Raw genomic sequence first — 17,446 nt, 5'->3', positions numbered from 1 at the left:
CGTGCCGGTTTAGCCGGCGTTACGCAGCGCTGTGGCGAGACCATTCATCGTGACCTGGATGGTCTTGGACACCAGGAACTGATCGTCGCCGCGGCGGTAGCGACGCAGCAGCTCCAACTGGATGGCGTTGAGCGGAAGCAGGTACGGGTAGCGCCGCTTGAGCGACCGCGCCTGGCGCTGGTTCTCACTGACCAACTCCGCGTTGCCGGTGACCTTGAGGTAGACCTCGCGGGTGCGCTCAAACTCCGCGGAAATCAGGCTGAAGATACGGTCCGCAGTTTCTTTGTCATCAACCAGGTTGGCATAGAGGCGTGCCAGCTGCATCTCCGCCTTGGCCATGACCTGCGCCATGTTGGCGAACACGGAGCGGAAGAAAGGCCACGTACGGTACAGCTCACGCAGCTCCTCCCAGCGCTTCTCCACTTCTCCATCGCCGCTTTTTACTCCGGCCTTTCCGGTTTCTGCTCCATCCGCAGTGGCATTTACTTCTTCTACGCTGGCCAGTCCTACTCCACATTCACCACCGGAGGATTGCTGTACCCACGCTGTCACCGCACTGCCCACGCCGAACCAGCCCGGAATGTTGGTGCGGGACTGTGACCACGACAGCACCCAGGGAATCGCTCGCAAATCCGTAATCGCGGTGGTCTGCTTACGCGAGGTCGGGCGCGAGCCCAAGTTGAGATCACCAATCTCATGCAGCGGAGTGGACTGGGTGAAGTAGGCGATAAACCCGGGGTCATCAACCAGCTGGCAGTACGCGGTACCGCTCAAGTCCGCCAGCTCCCGCATGATGTCGTAGGCCCGCTCGGGATCCGCAATCGGCTCGGTATCCAACAACGATGCCTCCAACGCACCGGAAACGAAAGCCTCCAAATGACGGCGCGCGGTCTCCGGAGCTCCATACTTCGCAGAAATCACCTCGCCCTGCTCAGTAATACGCACCGAACCCGAGACCGCGCCCTTCGGCTGCGCCAGAATCGCATCATACGTCGGGCCACCGCCGCGGCCCACCGCACCACCACGGCCATGCGCCAAACGCAGCTCCACGCCGTGGCGCTCACACAGCTCAACTAGGGCCAATTCGGCGTCGTACAGCGCCCAATTCGCCTGCAGATACCCGCCGTCCTTGTTGGAGTCCGAATACCCCAGCATCACCTCTTGCACATCCCCGCGCGAGCGCAGATGCTCACGGTAGACGGGCACCTGCCAGAGCTTCTCCAGGATGCCAGCACCCGCTTTCAAATCCTCGATGGTCTCAAACAGCGGCACCACATCTACCTGGTTCAGCCCCACCTCCTTGAGCAGCACCATCGGCTCCAAAATATCGGAGACCGTTCCCGTCATAGAGATAATGCAGTGCGACACCGACTTCGGTCCAAAGTCCCGCACAGCGCGGGCCGCCGCACGGAAAATCCCCAGCTCCTTGGCTGTATCCTCGGTGAATTCCTTTTCAGTGCCCGGGAAGAGCAGCGGACGATTTGTCTGCAACTCCCGCACCAGCAGCGCGACCTTCTCCTCCTCCCCCAGCCCGCGATAGTCCGAGGTAATGCTGGCTGCGGCGAAAATCTCGGTGAGGACGTTCTCAAAGGATTCCGAATTCTGGCGCATATCCAGCGTCGAGAGGTGGAATCCAAACGTGGTCACCGCCGAGCGCAATCGGGCAAGGCGGTCATCGGCGATGATGTCATCGTTGAACTGGCGCAGCGAGCGGTCGATCACATCCAGGTCCCGCTTGAGCTCCTCCGGAGACGCATAGGCGCTTGGCGACGCCTCCCCTTCCAACCTCGCCAGCACCTTCTTCCGGATGCCGAAGATGGCCCGGCGATAGGGCTCGTCGACGCGAGATTTTTCGTCGTTGTGGGCGGCGTCGGCAAGCGCGCCCAGCTCCTTGGAGCTGGAGGAATAGCGGTCTGATAGAGAGAGTTCGCGCTCCAGCTCGCCGAGCTCGTCGGCGTAGTACTGGAGCACCGTCGCCGCGGCTTTGCGGGTGGCATAGGTCAGGGTGTGCTCATTGACAAAGGGGTTGCCGTCATGGTCGCCGCCAATCCAAGAGCCAGGGCGGACGACGGGGGAATCGGGAAGCTGCTGGCCAAAGGTCTCACGCATGGCGTGACGGATAGCGCGGTTGAGGGCGGGGACCTGGTCGAGCAACGAAAGCTTGTAATAGCGCAGGCCGACGTCAATTTCGTCCTCAAGGGTGGGACGGGCGATGCGAATCAGCGCGGTCTGCCACAGTAGCGTCATGCGCAGGTACATTTCCTTCTCGATCGCCGCCATGTCGCCGCCGCGGTGTGCTTCCTTGAGGAGGTTCTTGATGCGTGTCTGGGTATCGAAGACGGTACGGCGGCGAGTTTCGGTGGGGTGCGCGGTGAGCACGGGGGCAACATGCGCGCCACGAATGACGGAGGCGGCGTCGGCGGGCGCAACACCTTCTTCTTTGAGCTTGGCGAATGTCTTGCGCAGGGAAACCGGCGCCTCGACGGACTCGTCATCCAAGTCCTCCGCTAGGTTCGCGATGAGCGCGAAATAGCTGAACGCTCGCGCCACGAGGTTGACTTTGGTGCTGTCGAGGTCGCGGAAAATAGCGACGAGATCTTCCGGCTTGGCATCGCCGTGGGCGATGTCGAAGGCCATGCGGCGGGTGGATTCGACGAGCTCAAAGACGTCCTCGCCCTCCTGCTGCGCGATAACTCGGCCGAGCACCCGGCCGAGGAAGCGGATGTCTTCGCGGACTTGTTCTGGGGCGGGTGTGCTCACAGCGGACCTTTCTGGACGTGATCTGTTCAGCGTTTAGCCTTCAATGTAGCCCAGACCACTATCGAGCGATAGTTAAACGGCTAAATTAGCTGCCTCCGCCTAGAGCGACGCCAACCATGCGGCATGGAGACGGGAGTCTCCGTTCTCCTCTGGGTGGAAGCTCAGTGCAGTGACGGTGCCCTGTCGCACGCCCACCACCGCTTCGCCATCTTCCCGCGGCACGGTAGCGATAGCCTCCACACCTTCGCCCACACGGGTGACGATGGGCGCGCGGATGAAGCTCGCTTCAATGTTGAGAGTCTCGCTTCCCAGCGTGACGGGCACGGTACGTTCCTCGGAGAAGCGTTGGTTCCCGAAGGCGTTGCGGCGCACGGTGACGTCGATAAGCCCCAGCGTCTGCTGGCCCGGCGCGGGGTTCTCCAGGTCGCGAGCGCTGTAGATGAGCCCCGCGCAGGTGGCAAGAACCGGCAGCCCGCCCTCGACGGCTCGGCGCAACGGCTCCGCGACGCCGAAGGAGCGCGCCAGCTTATCGATGGTGCTCGACTCTCCACCGGGCAGAATGATTCCGCCCAGCCCGTCGAGATCCTGCGGCAGGCGCACCCGGCGTGTTTCAGCGCCGAGGCTCTCCAACACGGAGAGATGTTCCTCCACACCACCCTGCAGGGCAAGCACGCCGACGAGCGGTCGCGCCGTGTCCGCCGCAGTCATTCCCTTTGCACGCTCTGTGTTCATTACGCGGTTCATTGCGCGGTTCATTACGCGCACCGCGTTTACCAGCCGCGCTCGGCCAGGCGGTGCGGGGCGGGGATGTCGTTGACGTTGATGCCCACCATGGCTTCGCCCAGGCCGCGGCTGATCTTGGCCAGCTCGGCCGGCTGGTCGTAGAGCGTCGCCGCCTTCACGATGGCCTCCGCGCGCTTCGCAGGCTCACCGGACTTGAAGATGCCGGAGCCGACGAAGACGCCTTCGGCGCCCATCTGGCGGACGAGCGCGGCGTCGGCAGGCGTGGCCACACCACCAGCGACAAACAGCACGACCGGCAGCTTGCCGGTCTCCGCAACCTCAGCAACAAGGTCATACGGTGCCTGCAGTTCCTTGGCTGCGACGTAGAGCTCGTCGCGATCCAGGTTCTGGAGGCGCGCGATTTCACCCTTGATGGTGCGCAGGTGCTTGACGGCCTCGGAGACGTCGCCAGTGCCAGCCTCGCCCTTGGAGCGAATCATGGCCGCACCTTCGGTGATGCGGCGCAGGGCCTCGCCCAGGTTCGTCGCGCCACACACGAAAGGAACGTCGAAATCCCACTTGTTGATGTGGTTAACGTAGTCGGCCGGGCTGAGCACCTCGGACTCATCGATGAAATCGACGCCCAGCTCACCGAGAATCTGTGCCTCGACGAAGTGGCCGATGCGGGCCTTCGCCATCACCGGGATATCCACGGCGTTGACGATGCCCTCGATGAGGTCCGGGTCAGACATGCGAGCCACGCCGCCCTGAGCGCGGATATCGGCCGGTACGCGCTCGAGCGCCATGACGGCGGACGCACCCGCGTCTTCAGCAATTCGAGCCTGCTCCGGGGTCACGACATCCATGATGACGCCGCCCTTGAGCATGTCAGCCAGTCCACGCTTGACGCGCGTCGTGGCGCGTCCCTGTTCAATCTTCTGTTCAGTCATGGCTCACATAGTGGACCAGGAAATTGGTCCAAGACAAGAGCCATTTTTAGAGTGTTGAATTAGACCACTTATGATGGGGTCGTGTCTTTCCGCCTCGATCCATCTGATACGCGCGCTCTGCCGGTGCAGATTGCCGAAGCCCTCCGCACCCAAGTCGCGGCGGGCATTCTGCTGCCCGGAGAGCAGGTTCCGTCAACCCGTTCGCTGGCGCGCGATTTGGGCATTTCCCGAGGCAGCGTGGTTACCGCCTACGAACAGCTCACCGCCGAGGGCTACCTCACTGCGTCGGTGGGCTCGGGCACCATCATCAACCCTCACCTACCCCACGGACGCACCCCACAGCCCACCCCGGCACCGCGGCCTTCCCCTACCCCACCGCGCGTAGAGTTGACGCCGGGTTTGCCCGATACCGAAGGAATCATCACCCCCGAATGGAGGGCGGCGTGGCGCAAGGCCGCGGTGAATCCTTCCGGCGATCTCCCCCGCGAAGCGGCCGCGCACCTGCGCCACATGCGCGGGCTCACCGTCGACCCGGCCTACGTCGTCATCACCGCCGGCGCCCGCGACGGACTGTCGGTGCTGCTGCGCGCGCTGGGCAGCCAGTTGCGCGTGGGTGTGGAGTCCCCCGGGTACCCCAGCCTGCGCCGCGTTCCCCAAGCTTTGGGCCACACGCTTGTCGACGTCCCCACCGACGCCCACGGCGTCACCGTCCCCACCGTTGACCTCGACGTTCTCATCGTCACCCCCTCCCACCAGCACCCTTATGGCGGTTCCCTGCCGGCGGCCCGGCGCGCGGAGCTCGTCGAATGGGCACGCAGCAACGACGTGCTCATCATCGAGGATGACTTCGATTCCGAGCTGCGCTACGTCGGCCAACCTCTTCCTGCCCTGGCCGCGCTCGCCCCAGAGCACACCGTCTTGCTGGGAACGTTTTCTTCGGTGATTTCGCCGTCGATTGCCTGCGGCTATCTGGTCGTGCCACCGAGCTTACGCTCGGCGGTGGATCGCGTGCGGGAGGTCTTCGGCCAGCCCGTCGGCGCAATTCCCCAGGCGGCGCTGGCGAACTATCTGGCCAGCGGTGCGCTGCGGCGGCATACCGGCCGGATGCGCCGCGCCTACAAGCGCCGCCGCGACCTCGTCCAAGCCGCGCTGGAAGACGCTCCCGCTACCCTTCTGCCCATCCACGGCGGACTCCATGCGGTGTTGCTATGCGACAACGCTGTGGTCGACCGCGCGGCTTCCCTAGGGCTGACGCTCACCCCGCTCAGCGATTACTGGGGCGGCGTGGCCGCCGAGGAAGGCGTGGTCTTGGGCTTCGGGCATTTGAGCGATGTTGAGCTCGCCGCCGCGCTGGAGCTGGTTAAGCAGGCCCTAGCGTAATAATCCGTGGCGCAGCCACTCTGCGCCACGCTAGCGTTGGCGGCATGAAGGTTTCGTTACATGGACAATCCGCCGTGGCCGTCGAAGCGCCCCAGGGTCGCATCATTATCGATCCCGGTCCTCTTTCAGACCTCAGTTGCCTGGATAATGCCGGCGCGGTGCTGCTCACTCACGCACATGGCGACCACCTCGACGTCGACGCCGTGCGCGCGAGCGGCCTACCGGTGTGGGGGACGCAGGAAGCCGTAGACGCCATCGGTTCCGGGACCGCAGTCCAGACAGGCGAGGAGTTCGAAGTCCTGGGCCTGAGAATCCGCGCGGTGGGCGGGCTCCACGAGGAAATCCACCCCAACATCCCACGTCCGGAGAACCTGGGCTATTTCTTCAATGGAGTGCTGCACCCCGGCGACCAGTGGGTTACCTCGGAAGGACGCACGGTAGACGTCCTCCTGCTCCCCATCGCCGGGCCGTGGGTGCGCGGGGCGGATGCCGCGGATTACGCCATGCGCATCGGTGCGCGCGTGACAGTACCCATCCATGACGCCGTGCTGTCCGACGCCGGCAAGCAGATCACCGACGGCATGCTCCAACGCGCCGGCGTAACCGGCTACCAGCGCCTGCTCGTTGGGGAAAGCATCGACATCCAACAGCGGCCTTGAGCCTTCGCACTGCATGGAGATCTACAGCACACACAGGCCTCCAAACCAACCGCTCGGTCTATTTTTATTCTCGGGCTTGCCTGCGGTTTCTAGAAAGCCACTAACAGCACTGAACCGCTTGGTCTAGCCTTTTGTGACATGAGCACCAAATACGATAATTCCGCAGTCAACGAGTGGTCCTTTGCCACCCGCGCCCTCCACGCCGGCCAGAACCTGGACGGCTCCACCAACGCACGCAACGTGCCGATTTACCAGACCACGTCCTACGTCTTCAACGACGCCGAGCACGCCGCCAACCGCTTTAACCTCTCGGATGCCGGCCCGATTTATACCCGCCTGACCAACCCCACGCAGGATGCGCTCGAGGAGCGCCTCGCTTCCCTCGAGGGCGGCGTCGCCGCCGTAGCTTTTGCTTCCGGCCAAGCCGCCGAAACCGCCGCCATTTTGAACCTGGCCTCCGCCGGCGACCACATTGTTACTTCCCCGCGCCTTTACGGCGGCACCTCCACCCTCTTTACCGTTACCTTGAAGCGCCTCGGCATCGACGTCACCCTCGTCGAGAACCCGGATGACCCAGCCTCCTGGCAGGACGCCGTCCAACCGAACACCAAGGCCTTCTACGGAGAGACCTTCGGCAATCCGGTCGCCGATGTCCTCGACATCCCCGCCATCGCTGAGGTTGCGCACAAGAACCAGGTCCCGCTCATCGTGGACAACACCATCGCCACCGGCGCACTCGCCCGCCCGCTGGAGCTGGGCGCGGATATCGTCGTCGTCTCCACCACCAAGTTCTACAGCGGCAACGGCTCCGCCATCGGCGGTGCCATCATCGATGGCGGCTCCTTCGATTGGACCGTCGAGCGCGACGGCGAGCCGGTCTTCCCCTACTTCGTTACCCCAGACGAGGCTTACCACGGCCTCAAGTACGCCGACCTGGGCGCACCAGCCTTCGCTGTCAAGGCGCGCGCGGGCCTGTTGCGCGATACGGGTGCCGCCATCTCCCCCTTCAACGCCTGGCTGACGCTGAATGGTATTGAGACGTTGCAGTTGCGCGTCGAGAAGCACAATGCCAACGCTCAGGCCGTGGCCGAGTACTTGGAGTCCCACGCCAAGGTCACCACCGTCAACTACGCCGGCCTGGACTCCTCCCCGTACAAGCAGGTCAAGGAGAAGTTGAGCTACGACTACACCGGCTCCGTGCTCTCCTTCGACATCGACGGCGGCCGCGAGGAGGCCTGGGCGTTCATCGATGCGCTGAAGCTGCACTCCAACCTGGCCAACATCGGCGATACCCGCTCGCTGGTGGTGCACCCGGCGACCACCACGCACTCCCAGTCCGACGAGACTGCTCTCAAGGCCGCGGGCATTACCCAGGCCACGGTGCGCCTGTCGGTGGGCATCGAGGATGTCAACGACATCATCGCCGACCTCGAGCGTGGGTTCGCGGCCATTGGTTAGCCCGATTCCGGAACTCGCGCCCGAAGACGAGCTCGCCGTCGTCCCCATCGGTGACTTCACCACGGAAGCAGGCGCCGTGCTTGCCGACGCCCACGTGGCCTACCAACGCTGGGGTGCTTTCGCCGGCGACCCCGACGGCGTCAACAACGTCTTGGTGGTTGAGCACGCGCTGACCGGTGATTCCAACGTGGTGGATTGGTGGTCCGACCTGGTCGGCCCCGGCAAGGCCCTAGATACGACGCGCTGGTGCGTTATAGCCACCAATGCGCTCGGCGGCTGCAACGGATCGACGGGGCCGAAATCGTTGCACCCGGATGGCAAGCCGTGGGGCGGGCGCTTCCCGGCGCTGTCGATTCGGGACTTGGTGGAGGCTGAGCACGACTGCCTGAAGCAGTTGGGTATTTCGCGTGTGCACGCGGTACTCGGCGGCTCGATGGGCGGTGCGCGCACGCTGGAGTGGAGCTTGTTGCACCCAGAAAGCGTGTCGGCGGTGTGCGTGATTGCGGTATCGGCTCGGGCTTCGGGGTGGCAGATTGGTATCCAATCGGCGCAGATTTCCGCCATTGAGCGCGACCCGTTCTGGCACGGCGGAAATTACTACCTCACCGATAAGTCGCCGCGGGATGGTCTGGCGGCGGCGCGCCGCATTGCGCACCTGACGTATCGCGGCGAGCAGGAGATCGATGAACGCTTTGGTGCCCAGCCACAGCAGGGCGAAAACCCTTTGGGCCCGCACCGAGAGCTCAACCAGCGTTTCGCGGTGAACTCCTACCTGGATTACCAGGGGGCGAAACTCACCGAGCGCTTCGATGCAGGTTCCTATGTGGTGCTCACGGAGGCGTTGAACCGGCACGACGTCGGCCGCGGACGCGGTGGGCTCATCAAAGCACTGGCGGCATCGCAAGTGCCGACGATGGTCGTGGGCGTGGACACCGATATCCTCTACCCCTATCACCAACAGGAGCACATCTCCCGCAACGTTAACCACCTGCTGGCGATGGCCAAGATTGTCTCGCCCGTAGGGCACGACGCCTTCTTAACGGAGACTCGGCAGATGAATCGCATCCTGCGCAACTTCTTGTTACTCTCCGCTCCGAATGGCCTCGATGTGGGCCCTGCCTACGTCGGCGACGAATACTATATCTAAAGAGCCGTGTGGCTCTTTTCAGGATCCACACGCATCACGATCCCAGCGCGTCAATGGAAAAAGCCAAGAACGCCATCGCCGCGCCCAAGATGCCGGTAAACCAGGCATCGAAGCGCCGGGAGCGGACCGCGAGCACGCCGACTCGCGAGGAATCACACGTCAGGCGCACCACCGTAAGCCACATAAGTGCCCCTCCCAGAAGCATGGTGGCACGCCGCCAGTGCTCAGAAAGCGCATAAATCCCCGACACCACAACCGCCACCACGAACAGTCCAATGGCCACCCACTGCACCGCCGGCGGCAGCGCCGAAGGTTTCAGGTGCGCGTCGTGGGGATTGGACAGGGATACCGGCGGCACAGCTTTCCCGCGGGCCTGGTTGGCTCCACGGTTGCGCACGCGGCTGGGGGCTTGGCCTTCAGCCTGCGCATGGGCTCGCCCCTGAGCCGAGGGCCGGGGAACTCGTCGCGCTTGGCGCTGCGGGGTCGCCTGTGACTGTGCAGGTTGATCCGTCATTCTTGCTACTCACATGCTCAAGTTAGACGTGTGTTTACAGTGCACGTTCTTATAGTGAACGTTATTCAGCGGCGAGCTTTTCGGCGCGCTCGACGATATTGCTGACCAGGAACGCACGGGTCAGCGGACCCACGCCACCCGGGTTCGGGGAGACGTAGCCAGCCTTCTCCCAGACGTCCTCAGCCACATCGCCGGCGAGTTTGCCGTCGACGCGGGATACGCCGACGTCGAGAACCGCAGCGCCTTCCTTGACCATATCGGCGGTGAGCATGTGCGCCTTGCCTGCGGCCGCGATAATGACATCGGCCTCACGGGTTTCTGCGGCGAGGTCCTTGGTGCCGGTATGGCACAGCGTCACCGTGGAGTTCTCGGTGCGGCGGGTGAGCATCAGGCCGATCGGGCGGCCCACGGTCACACCGCGGCCAATGACCACGACCTTCGCGCCATCGAGCTCTACCCCAAAGCGGCGCAGCAGGTGGATGCAGCCATTCGGCGTGCACGGCAGCGGCGCTTCCTCGTTGAGCACCAGCTTGCCCAGGTTGATCGGGTGCAGACCATCGGCATCCTTGGCTGGGTCGATGAGCTCCAGCACGCGGTTTTCATCCAGGTGCTTCGGCAAGGGCAGCTGCACGATGTAGCCGGTGCAGGCGTCATCATTGTTGAGCTCTGAGATGACGCGCTCCAGCTCCTCCTGGGAGACGTCGCCAGGCAGATCCTTGCGAATCGAGTTGATCCCGAGCTTCTCGCAGTCGCGGTGCTTCATCTTCACGTAGGAATGCGAACCCGGATCATCGCCCACCAGGACTGTGGCTAGGCCCGGGGTAATCCCCTTCTCCTTGAGGGCGTCCACGCGCTGGGCTAGGTCCTCGAAAATCTCGTCGCGGTACAGGTTGCCATCTAGTTTGGTAGCGCTCATGCACACCATCCTAGACTGATGCCTATGAGCAGCTTGCACATCGTCTTCGACAACCCCGTGATCCCCACCAACACCGGCAACGCTATCCGCACCGCCGCCGTCACGGGCGCGAGCCTGCACCTCATCGAGCCGCTCGGCTTCAACTTCGAGGACAAGCACCTCAAGCGCGCAGGCTTGGACTACCACGACCTGGCAGACCTCAAGATCCACAAAGATTTCGATGCCTGCATGGAGGCCCTGCCCGGCGCGCGCGTTTTCGCGTTCACCACCCACACTGATAAGTGGTTTACCGACGTGGAGTACCAAGAAGGCGATGTTCTCCTCTTCGGCACCGAGCCGACCGGCCTGCCGGAGGAACACGCCTTCCACCCGCGGGTAACGGAGCGCGTGCGCATCCCAATGATGCCGGCACGACGTTCGATGAATCTCTCCAACGCGGCCTCAACTGCCGTATATGAGGCTTGGCGCCAGCTCGGCTTCCGTGGCGCGGTCTAACAAGTCGCGGCACAATATGGGTGGACTTTCACATCGAAGGAGACACCGTGCCTAGCCTGCGCCCACTGCTTGATTCCCTCATTACCCGCGTCGAAGCTTCATCTGCCGCCCACGCCGCGCAGATAGCGCGCGTGGATCCCGTCCACCGCCCCGGCGCGGTCAACCTCGTGCACTATATGGAATTGCGTTCCCAGGACGCCGTCGAACTGCAGGAAGGCCTCACGGCCTTGGGTGCTACGAGCCTGAGCCACCCAGAGCCCGCGGTGCTGGAGCGCCTCCACGCCGCTCGCAATGTGATTGATGCCTTCGACGGCCAGGCGCCGACCTACCCCGTGCAGCCCATCGCCTCGGCGTATGCAGACGCCGACGATATCCTCGACGCCAACACCGAGGCCCTCCTCGGCCCCACCCAGGAGGACACGCACGCGCGCATCATGGTGACCCTGCCCACCGAGGCTGCGGAGGATTATGAGCTGGTCCTCGGTTTCGCCCGCGCGGGCATGGAATTAGCCCGCATCAACTGTGCCCACGAAGACCAGGCGGCGTGGGAGAAGATGGTGGAGCATGTTCACCGCGCCGCTGAAGAGGTGGGGCGCGAGATTCTGATTTCCTGCGATATTGCTGGCCCCAAGGTCCGCACCGGCACCATCGAGCCGGGCCCGCAGGTCATCCGCGTGCGCGGCGAGCGCACCGCAGCAGGCGAACTGCTGAGTCCGGCAACGCTCGTGCTTCACGACGCCCCCTCTACCGACCACGCCCACGGGGTGGCGAGGGAGGCGTCGCCAAGCGCGGCGCGCCCAGCGGTAGCGCTAGAGGTAGAAGGTAAGTGGCTAGCAGGGCTTCAGCCCGGCAGCGAGGTCCGCTTCACCGAAGCGCGCGGGCGCTCCCGTGTTTTCACCGTGGAGAGCACGCAAGCGGGCGTGGCCGTTCTGCACGGGGAGCGCAACTGCTACCTCGCCGAAGGGACGGCGCTCAACCACGGCGGGGAGATCACCCGGGTGCATGGGGTTCCGCCCCTCGAGCAAAAGATTCGCCTGCACCGCGGCGAGGAATTGGTGCTCAGCACATCCGCAGAGCCGGCGCGCATCGCGGAGGGTGAGGTGACCACTATTGGGTGTACGCTGCCGGAGGTGGTCGGTGCGCTCGAGGTGGGCGACCGGGTGATTTTCGATGACGGCGCCATCTCCGGTCGTGTCCGCGAAGTGCGGGTGAATGGTGCGGCGCGCGAGGCCGTCATCACCGTGGAACATGCCGGGCCTACCGGCACCAACCTGGCGGCATATAAGGGAATCAATGTGCCGGATACTGACGTCCCGCTGCCCAGCCTCACCGAGGAGGACATCGAGGCGCTGCGTTTTGTGGCCACGCACTGCGATATCGCGGCGGTCTCCTTCATCCGCACGCCCTCTGATGTGTCCTTCCTCTACGACACACTCGAGGCGATTGCCGCTGAGCAGAACTCGGAAGAGATGGCACAGCGTGTGCGTGACCTGGGCATCGTGCTCAAGATTGAGACGGTTCCCGCCTATGAGCAGCTGGGAAGCGTGCTGCTGGAGGGCATGCGGCATGCCAAGTTCGGCATCATGATTGCGCGTGGTGACTTGGCTGTGGAGCTGGGATTTGAGCAGATGGTCCAGGTGCCGGGGCGCATCATGAAGGTCGCGGAGGCGGCCCACATCCCAGTCATCATGGCCACCCAAGTTCTGGAGACCCTGGCCAAGACCGGGCTTCCCTCCCGCGCGGAAATCACGGACGCTGGCTATGCGCTGCGCGCGGAGTGCGTCATGCTCAACAAAGGCCCGCACATCACGGAGGCCATCCAGATTCTGGACCGCATGTCCCGCAAGCTGGGCCAATCACGACTGAAGAATCGCCAGCGACTACGCCAGGTGAGCAGCTGGTCCACTCCAAACGCTTAATGCGCGGCGCACCTGCGCCGCGTGGTGAGGATCACCTAAGACAAGTCGCCGAAAACTAGACACACCTATCTTTACTAAGGGTAACCTATATCGGTAGTGCTGATCGAGAAAGAGAGCCCACCGTGACGTTGCCTGAATGTCCACGACAAACCGCCGACGCTATCCCCATGGGATGCACCATCACCTTGGGGAAAGAGTGCATTTCCTGCACCTGTGACGCCGCGCTAGCGGTGCGCCTCGGCGAGCTGGGAATCCGCCCCGGCGCCACGTTGACCATGGGCCCGCGCGTCGCCGGCGGCGCGCGGGTGGTGTCGGTGGGCAGCTGCCGCTACGCCATCGACAAGGCAACACTGCAAGCCATCGAGGTCTAAACCATGGCCACCACGAAACCCAGCTGTCACGGCAATCCGGGCGGCGCGGTCGCCCCTGCCGGAGCACCCATCATCGCACTCGTCGGCTCCCCGAATTCCGGCAAGTCCACGCTCTTTAATGCCCTGACCGGTGCGAAGGCGCAGACCGGCAATTGGCCGGGAACTACGGTTGAGGTCAGCCGCGGCGCCTGGAAGCTGGGTGAATCCACCGCCGATCTCATCGACTTCCCCGGCACCTACTCGCTCGACCCGCTCAGCCCCGATGAGGCGCTCACCCGCGCCATGCTCATCGATTGCCCCGCAGATGAGCGCCCCGACGCCGTCGTCGTGGTCGTCGATGCCAGCGCCGTCGCGCGCGGCCTCAACGTCGCCCTCCAGTTGGCGGAGCAGCCCTACCGCCTCATCATCGCGCTGACGAAGACCGACGTGGCGCTCAACCAGGGACAGGTCGTCGACGCCTCTGCTTTGGCCGAGGCCACCTCCATCCCGGTGGTGGAGGTTGATGGGCGCAGGAGGGAGGGCGTCGAGAAGCTGCGCGAGGTTGTGATGGAGTCTTTGGCAACTGAGCCCGTGCAGCTGCGCGAGGATGCTGGTTTGGAGGACCGCTTCGCCGAGCTGGATGCGGCCGCGAAGGCCTCGGTGAGCGAGGTCGAGCACGCCACGCCCCTCTCCCACCGCCTCGATGCGGTAGCCCTTCACCCGGTAGCCGGGCCGTTGCTGTTCTTGGCCGTGATGTGGGCGGTCTTCCAGATCACCACCACCGTGGCCGCTCCCCTGCAGGATGGCTTGGAGGCGCTGGTCTCCGGCCCGTTGAGCGACTGGGCGCGGGCGGGGCTAGAAACCATCGGCTTAGGCCACCCCCTCGTGATGGGCCTGCTTGTCGACGGCCTCATCGGCGGCGTCGGCATGGTCCTCACCTTCGCCCCACTCATGGCGCTAATGTTCTTGTGTTTGGCGGTGTTGGAGGATTCCGGCTATATGGCGCGTGCGGCGGTGGTCACGGATCGCCTTATGCGGGCCATCGGCCTGCCGGGCAAGGCGTTCATCCCCATTGTTGTGGGCTTCGGCTGCAACGTGCCAGCGATTTCGGCCACCCGTGTGCTGGGCAGCCCGCGGCATCGCATCATGACCGCGCTGCTCATCCCGTTTACCTCGTGTTCGGCGCGCTTGGTGGTCTTCGTCATGCTCTCGGCTACGTTCTTCCCGGAGCATGCCGGCAGCGTGGTGTTCATTATGTACGTCATTTCCATCGCGCTGCTCGTGCTGGTGGGGCTAGCCCTGCGCAGGACTCTGTGGCGCGCGGTTCCGGAAGAAGCACTCGTTATTGACCTGCCGACGTATCAGCTACCCACGGTGCGCTTGGCGCTCAGCGTGATGTGGACGCGCCTGAAGGGCTTCTTGCAGACGGCTGGCGGCATCATCGTGAGTACCGTGGTTGTGGTGTGGCTGCTCATGGCCATCCCGGTTGGCGCTGCGGCGCAGGATTCTTCGTGGGGTGAACCACCAGCCCCGGAGGATTCAGCCTATGGCGCGGTCGCGCACGCTATCGCCCCGGCCTTTGCACCGGCCGGCTTCGATTCTTGGTCCCTGACCGGCCCGCTGGTGACCGGTTTCGTGGCCAAGGAGGCGCTGATTTCTACATGGGCACAGACCTACGCGGTCGAGGACGTCACCGATGCCTCCGCCGAGGAGCAATCGCACAGCGCGCTCAGCGATCACGTGCGGGCTGACTTCGAGCAGGCTTCCGGCGGTCACCCGCTCGCCGCGGTGTGGGCCTACATGCTCTTCCTGCTGGCCTACACTCCTTGCGTGGCCACGATTGCCGCGCAGCGCCGCGAGATTGGCTGGCGCTGGACGCTCTTCGGCTTCGGCGTCCAGCTGGCCACCGCGTGGGTGCTGGCCGTGGCGGCCTTCCAGGTGTTGAAGGTGTTTATCTAATGCCTGCCTCCCCCATCCAGGCGGTGCAGGAAGCCATCGAGGCCGGCGTTCGCTCGCGCGTGGGCCTCGTGGCGAAGACAGGGCTGGAGCCCGGGACGGTCGATGTCATCCTGGATCACCTCACCGCCAGAGGGGTCCTCGATATGGAGCCGCTCGACTCCTGTCCCGCAGGCGGATGCGGGTCCTGTTCGGCGGCCTCGGCGTGTGCCGGCCCTAGCAGCACCCGCGGTCCGGTACTGCTTAAGCTTCGTCGCCGGCCTTAAGCTCCTGCGACCCACGGCTCGCACCGTCGCGAGAGTTGTTACGCGGATTGTTGCGTAGGTCTTAGTGGAGCCCTCTCTGCAGTTTGCCGTTCGGTTCATTGCTCTGCTCCAGCGCGGCGTCCAGGAATGGCAAGGGGCGGGAGCGCAGGCGGGTGAGGAGTTCGGAGGCGTCGGCAGGCGTGAGGTCCTGGCCCGCCATCTTGACTGGGCCCGCCACAAGGTCGAAGCGCACGGTGCGCACGCCTGCAAGGTGCCCCAGCGGCCCCACCTTGAGAGTGAGCTCCTGGATGTGTGGAGTTCCAATCACCATGACGCGGCGGTTGATGCGGCCGCGGTGCACGATGGTCACGGGAAGCGGGGAATCCACCAGTGTCACCGACTGCTGCTTGCGGTCGATGGGGCTGATCCACGTCGCCCGGCGCGGCGAGGTGTAGGTGGGCTGGGTGTGCCCCTCGGGTCGGGCATAATCCTCGATCTGCGTGCGGTCCAGATCGGAGATGAGCTCTAAAAGCTCCAGCGCCTGCTCGCGGGTGCCCACCGGCAGGATGCGCGTAGAACCAGATTGCTTGCCGCTGCCCTTAGCGCCGTAGCCGGCCACCGACACATTCACTTCGTACCAGCCCAAACGCCGCCACAGGAAAGGCTGGCTCACCCGCACGCCGTGGATGCGGCTGATGCGGATAGTTTGGCGGCGGCGGTCGGCAAGGCCGTAGGAGACGTTGAGGGCGTTGGTGGGGGCGTCGTGAAGCGCGGTGAATTTCCAGGAAGAATCCACCAAACCCCACACACTTCCCACGTAACCCACGATGATGGGCAACAGCGCGGTCCACATGCCCGGAATGAAGAGCAAACCGCCAATAACGAGCGCGCTAATCAGCGTGGGCAGACGCAGCGCCTCGGCAGCAATCGTGCGCAGAATGGGAATTTCCGGGATCAGGGCGGCGGCTTCCTCCGCTTCTGGTTCTGGCTCACTGGTAGGACCTTTATTCGTGCGCCGCAGCAACTCCGCGCGTAATTCTTCCGCCTTCGCCTTGGACAAGTACTCAATTTTGATGACGGAAGAGGTGCCACCCGCGGTCTCCACGCGCACTGCTGCCAGCCCCAACAGGCGCGCGATGACGGATTCCACAACGTCTACCGCTTGAATGCGCTCATAACGCGCCGAACGGAAAGACGTAGAGATAACGCCGTGGCGCAGTGCAATTTCATCCTCGGTGAGCTTGTAGCCCAGCTTGCGCCACCAGATTCCTGACATCAGCCAAATCACCGCGCACACGAGCACGAAGCCGCCGGCACCCAGCAGGCTTCCGCGGCCGATCTCGCCCAAGTGCCCGCTCTGCAGGTAAGACAGAACATCAGAAATCATGGAGGCGTTGATGTTCACCGCAAAAATGGCGAGCAGCGCCAAAATCAGCGACCAAAAGCGCAGCAGCGGGGTGAGGCGGTGGACGCGGGTGTAGCCGTCGACGTCGACAAGCGCGCGGTCCTTCACAGCCCACTCATCCTCTCGCGGGCCTTGACGGCGAGGCGCTCGCGCAGGGCGTCGGCGTCGGCAGCAAGGAGGCCGGGGATGGTGGCGTCGCTGCTGGGCGACGCCGTGTGCAGCTTCACCTTCTTCAGCCCCATCGCCCGCTCGACGGGGCCGGCGGTGACGTCGACGAATTGGATGCGGCCATAGGGCACGACGGTGAAGGTGTGCCAGATTTTGCCGCGCGTAACCAAGAGTTCGTCGGCGGTTTCCTGCCAGCCTAAGTTCCTGACTTGGGCGGGGATGAGCCAGAGTTCGTAGAGCGCCCACACGATGAGCGCGCCGGCGACCCAATAGAGCCAATCCCACCAGAAATACGCCGCCCCGGCCGCCAGGGCAGCAAGAATGACGTCCCAACTCAAACGCGAAATGTAGCGGGCTTTAGTGAGTGACGGGGATACGGAATTCATGCCGCAACTTTAACA

16 protein-coding genes are annotated in these 17,446 nt (G+C 64.1%); 9 read left to right on the top strand and 7 right to left on the bottom strand.

What is annotated here, in order from left to right; genetic code table 11:
* Positions 1 to 9 precede the first annotated feature (9 nt).
* The 3 genes from ppc to pdxS all read right to left on the bottom strand — a co-directional run bounded on the left by ppc (position 10) and on the right by pdxS (position 4,433).
* Entirely contained in the window at positions 10 to 2,760 is a 2,751-nt protein-coding gene (ppc, locus tag QP363_RS03540) for a phosphoenolpyruvate carboxylase (protein ID WP_284762807.1), read from the bottom strand.
* Between the two features lie 99 nt (positions 2,761 to 2,859).
* Complete coding sequence (gene pdxT, locus QP363_RS03535; protein ID WP_284762860.1) at positions 2,860 to 3,468, bottom strand: pyridoxal 5'-phosphate synthase glutaminase subunit PdxT; 609 nt, start codon at positions 3,466 to 3,468, stop codon at positions 2,860 to 2,862.
* A 62-nt stretch (positions 3,469 to 3,530) separates the two neighbouring features.
* A complete protein-coding gene (gene pdxS, locus QP363_RS03530) occupies positions 3,531 to 4,433 on the bottom strand; it encodes a pyridoxal 5'-phosphate synthase lyase subunit PdxS (RefSeq protein WP_049157099.1) in 903 nt (300 codons plus the stop codon).
* 81 nt (positions 4,434 to 4,514) lie between these two features.
* Here pdxS and QP363_RS03525 point away from each other — a divergent pair, with 81 nt between their 5' ends.
* The 4 genes from QP363_RS03525 (at position 4,515) to QP363_RS03510 (ending at position 9,077) form a co-directional block, all read left to right on the top strand.
* Positions 4,515 to 5,813, top strand: a complete 1,299-nt coding sequence (locus QP363_RS03525) for a PLP-dependent aminotransferase family protein (protein ID WP_284762801.1) — start codon at positions 4,515 to 4,517, stop codon at positions 5,811 to 5,813.
* Positions 5,814 to 5,857: 44 nt separating this feature from the next.
* Positions 5,858 to 6,472, top strand: coding sequence for an MBL fold metallo-hydrolase (locus tag QP363_RS03520; RefSeq protein ID WP_284762799.1), 615 nt, complete (start codon positions 5,858 to 5,860; stop codon positions 6,470 to 6,472).
* A 138-nt stretch (positions 6,473 to 6,610) separates the two neighbouring features.
* Positions 6,611 to 7,930 carry an O-acetylhomoserine/O-acetylserine sulfhydrylase gene (locus QP363_RS03515; protein WP_284762798.1) on the top strand — a complete coding sequence of 440 codons (1,320 nt, stop codon included), beginning with the start codon at positions 6,611 to 6,613 and terminating at the stop codon, positions 7,928 to 7,930.
* The gene (locus QP363_RS03510; RefSeq protein WP_245168369.1) at positions 7,878 to 9,077 is read left to right on the top strand and encodes a homoserine O-acetyltransferase; all 1,200 of its coding nucleotides are present in this window, start codon (positions 7,878 to 7,880) and stop codon (positions 9,075 to 9,077) included. Before QP363_RS03515 ends, QP363_RS03510 begins: the two co-directional genes overlap by 53 nt.
* A gap of 34 nt (positions 9,078 to 9,111) precedes the next feature.
* Here the strand turns inward: QP363_RS03510 and QP363_RS03505 are convergent, their stop codons facing one another.
* Complete coding sequence (locus tag QP363_RS03505; RefSeq protein WP_070446599.1) at positions 9,112 to 9,435, bottom strand: DUF3017 domain-containing protein; 324 nt, start codon at positions 9,433 to 9,435, stop codon at positions 9,112 to 9,114.
* Between the two features lie 217 nt (positions 9,436 to 9,652).
* The gene (locus QP363_RS03500; RefSeq protein WP_284762795.1) at positions 9,653 to 10,507 is read right to left on the bottom strand and encodes a bifunctional methylenetetrahydrofolate dehydrogenase/methenyltetrahydrofolate cyclohydrolase; all 855 of its coding nucleotides are present in this window, start codon (positions 10,505 to 10,507) and stop codon (positions 9,653 to 9,655) included.
* A 24-nt stretch (positions 10,508 to 10,531) separates the two neighbouring features.
* On the opposite strand from QP363_RS03500, the gene QP363_RS03495 reads away from it, so the two are divergent.
* The 5 genes from QP363_RS03495 (at position 10,532) to QP363_RS03475 (ending at position 15,493) form a co-directional block, all read left to right on the top strand.
* On the top strand, positions 10,532 to 11,002 hold the full coding sequence (locus tag QP363_RS03495; RefSeq protein WP_070644396.1) for a tRNA (cytidine(34)-2'-O)-methyltransferase: 471 nt from the start codon (positions 10,532 to 10,534) through the stop codon (positions 11,000 to 11,002).
* A gap of 47 nt (positions 11,003 to 11,049) precedes the next feature.
* On the top strand, positions 11,050 to 12,921 hold the full coding sequence (locus QP363_RS03490; RefSeq protein WP_284762793.1) for a pyruvate kinase: 1,872 nt from the start codon (positions 11,050 to 11,052) through the stop codon (positions 12,919 to 12,921).
* A 122-nt stretch (positions 12,922 to 13,043) separates the two neighbouring features.
* Entirely contained in the window at positions 13,044 to 13,292 is a 249-nt protein-coding gene (locus tag QP363_RS03485; RefSeq protein WP_070644399.1) for a FeoA family protein, read from the top strand.
* A gap of 3 nt (positions 13,293 to 13,295) precedes the next feature.
* Positions 13,296 to 15,230 carry a ferrous iron transport protein B gene (gene feoB, locus QP363_RS03480; protein WP_167595545.1) on the top strand — a complete coding sequence of 645 codons (1,935 nt, stop codon included), beginning with the start codon at positions 13,296 to 13,298 and terminating at the stop codon, positions 15,228 to 15,230.
* Complete coding sequence (locus QP363_RS03475) at positions 15,230 to 15,493, top strand: hypothetical protein (protein ID WP_167595544.1); 264 nt, start codon at positions 15,230 to 15,232, stop codon at positions 15,491 to 15,493. The genes feoB and QP363_RS03475 overlap by 1 nt, the downstream gene beginning before the upstream one ends.
* Positions 15,494 to 15,554: 61 nt before the next feature.
* Here the strand turns inward: QP363_RS03475 and QP363_RS03470 are convergent, their stop codons facing one another.
* Positions 15,555 to 16,985 (bottom strand): PH domain-containing protein, encoded by a 1,431-nt coding sequence (locus QP363_RS03470; protein ID WP_284762787.1) that lies wholly within the window; start codon positions 16,983 to 16,985, stop codon positions 15,555 to 15,557.
* Positions 16,982 to 17,431, bottom strand: a complete 450-nt coding sequence (locus QP363_RS03465; RefSeq protein ID WP_284762786.1) for a PH domain-containing protein — start codon at positions 17,429 to 17,431, stop codon at positions 16,982 to 16,984. Before QP363_RS03465 ends, QP363_RS03470 begins: the two co-directional genes overlap by 4 nt.
* Positions 17,432 to 17,446: the final 15 nt, after the last annotated feature.

This window comes from Corynebacterium sp. UMB6689 (assembly GCF_030215295.1).
Lineage (GTDB): Bacteria > Actinomycetota > Actinomycetes > Mycobacteriales > Mycobacteriaceae > Corynebacterium > Corynebacterium aurimucosum.
Note: the sequence above shows the minus strand (reverse complement) of the source record. Positions and strands in the feature narration are given on the sequence as shown.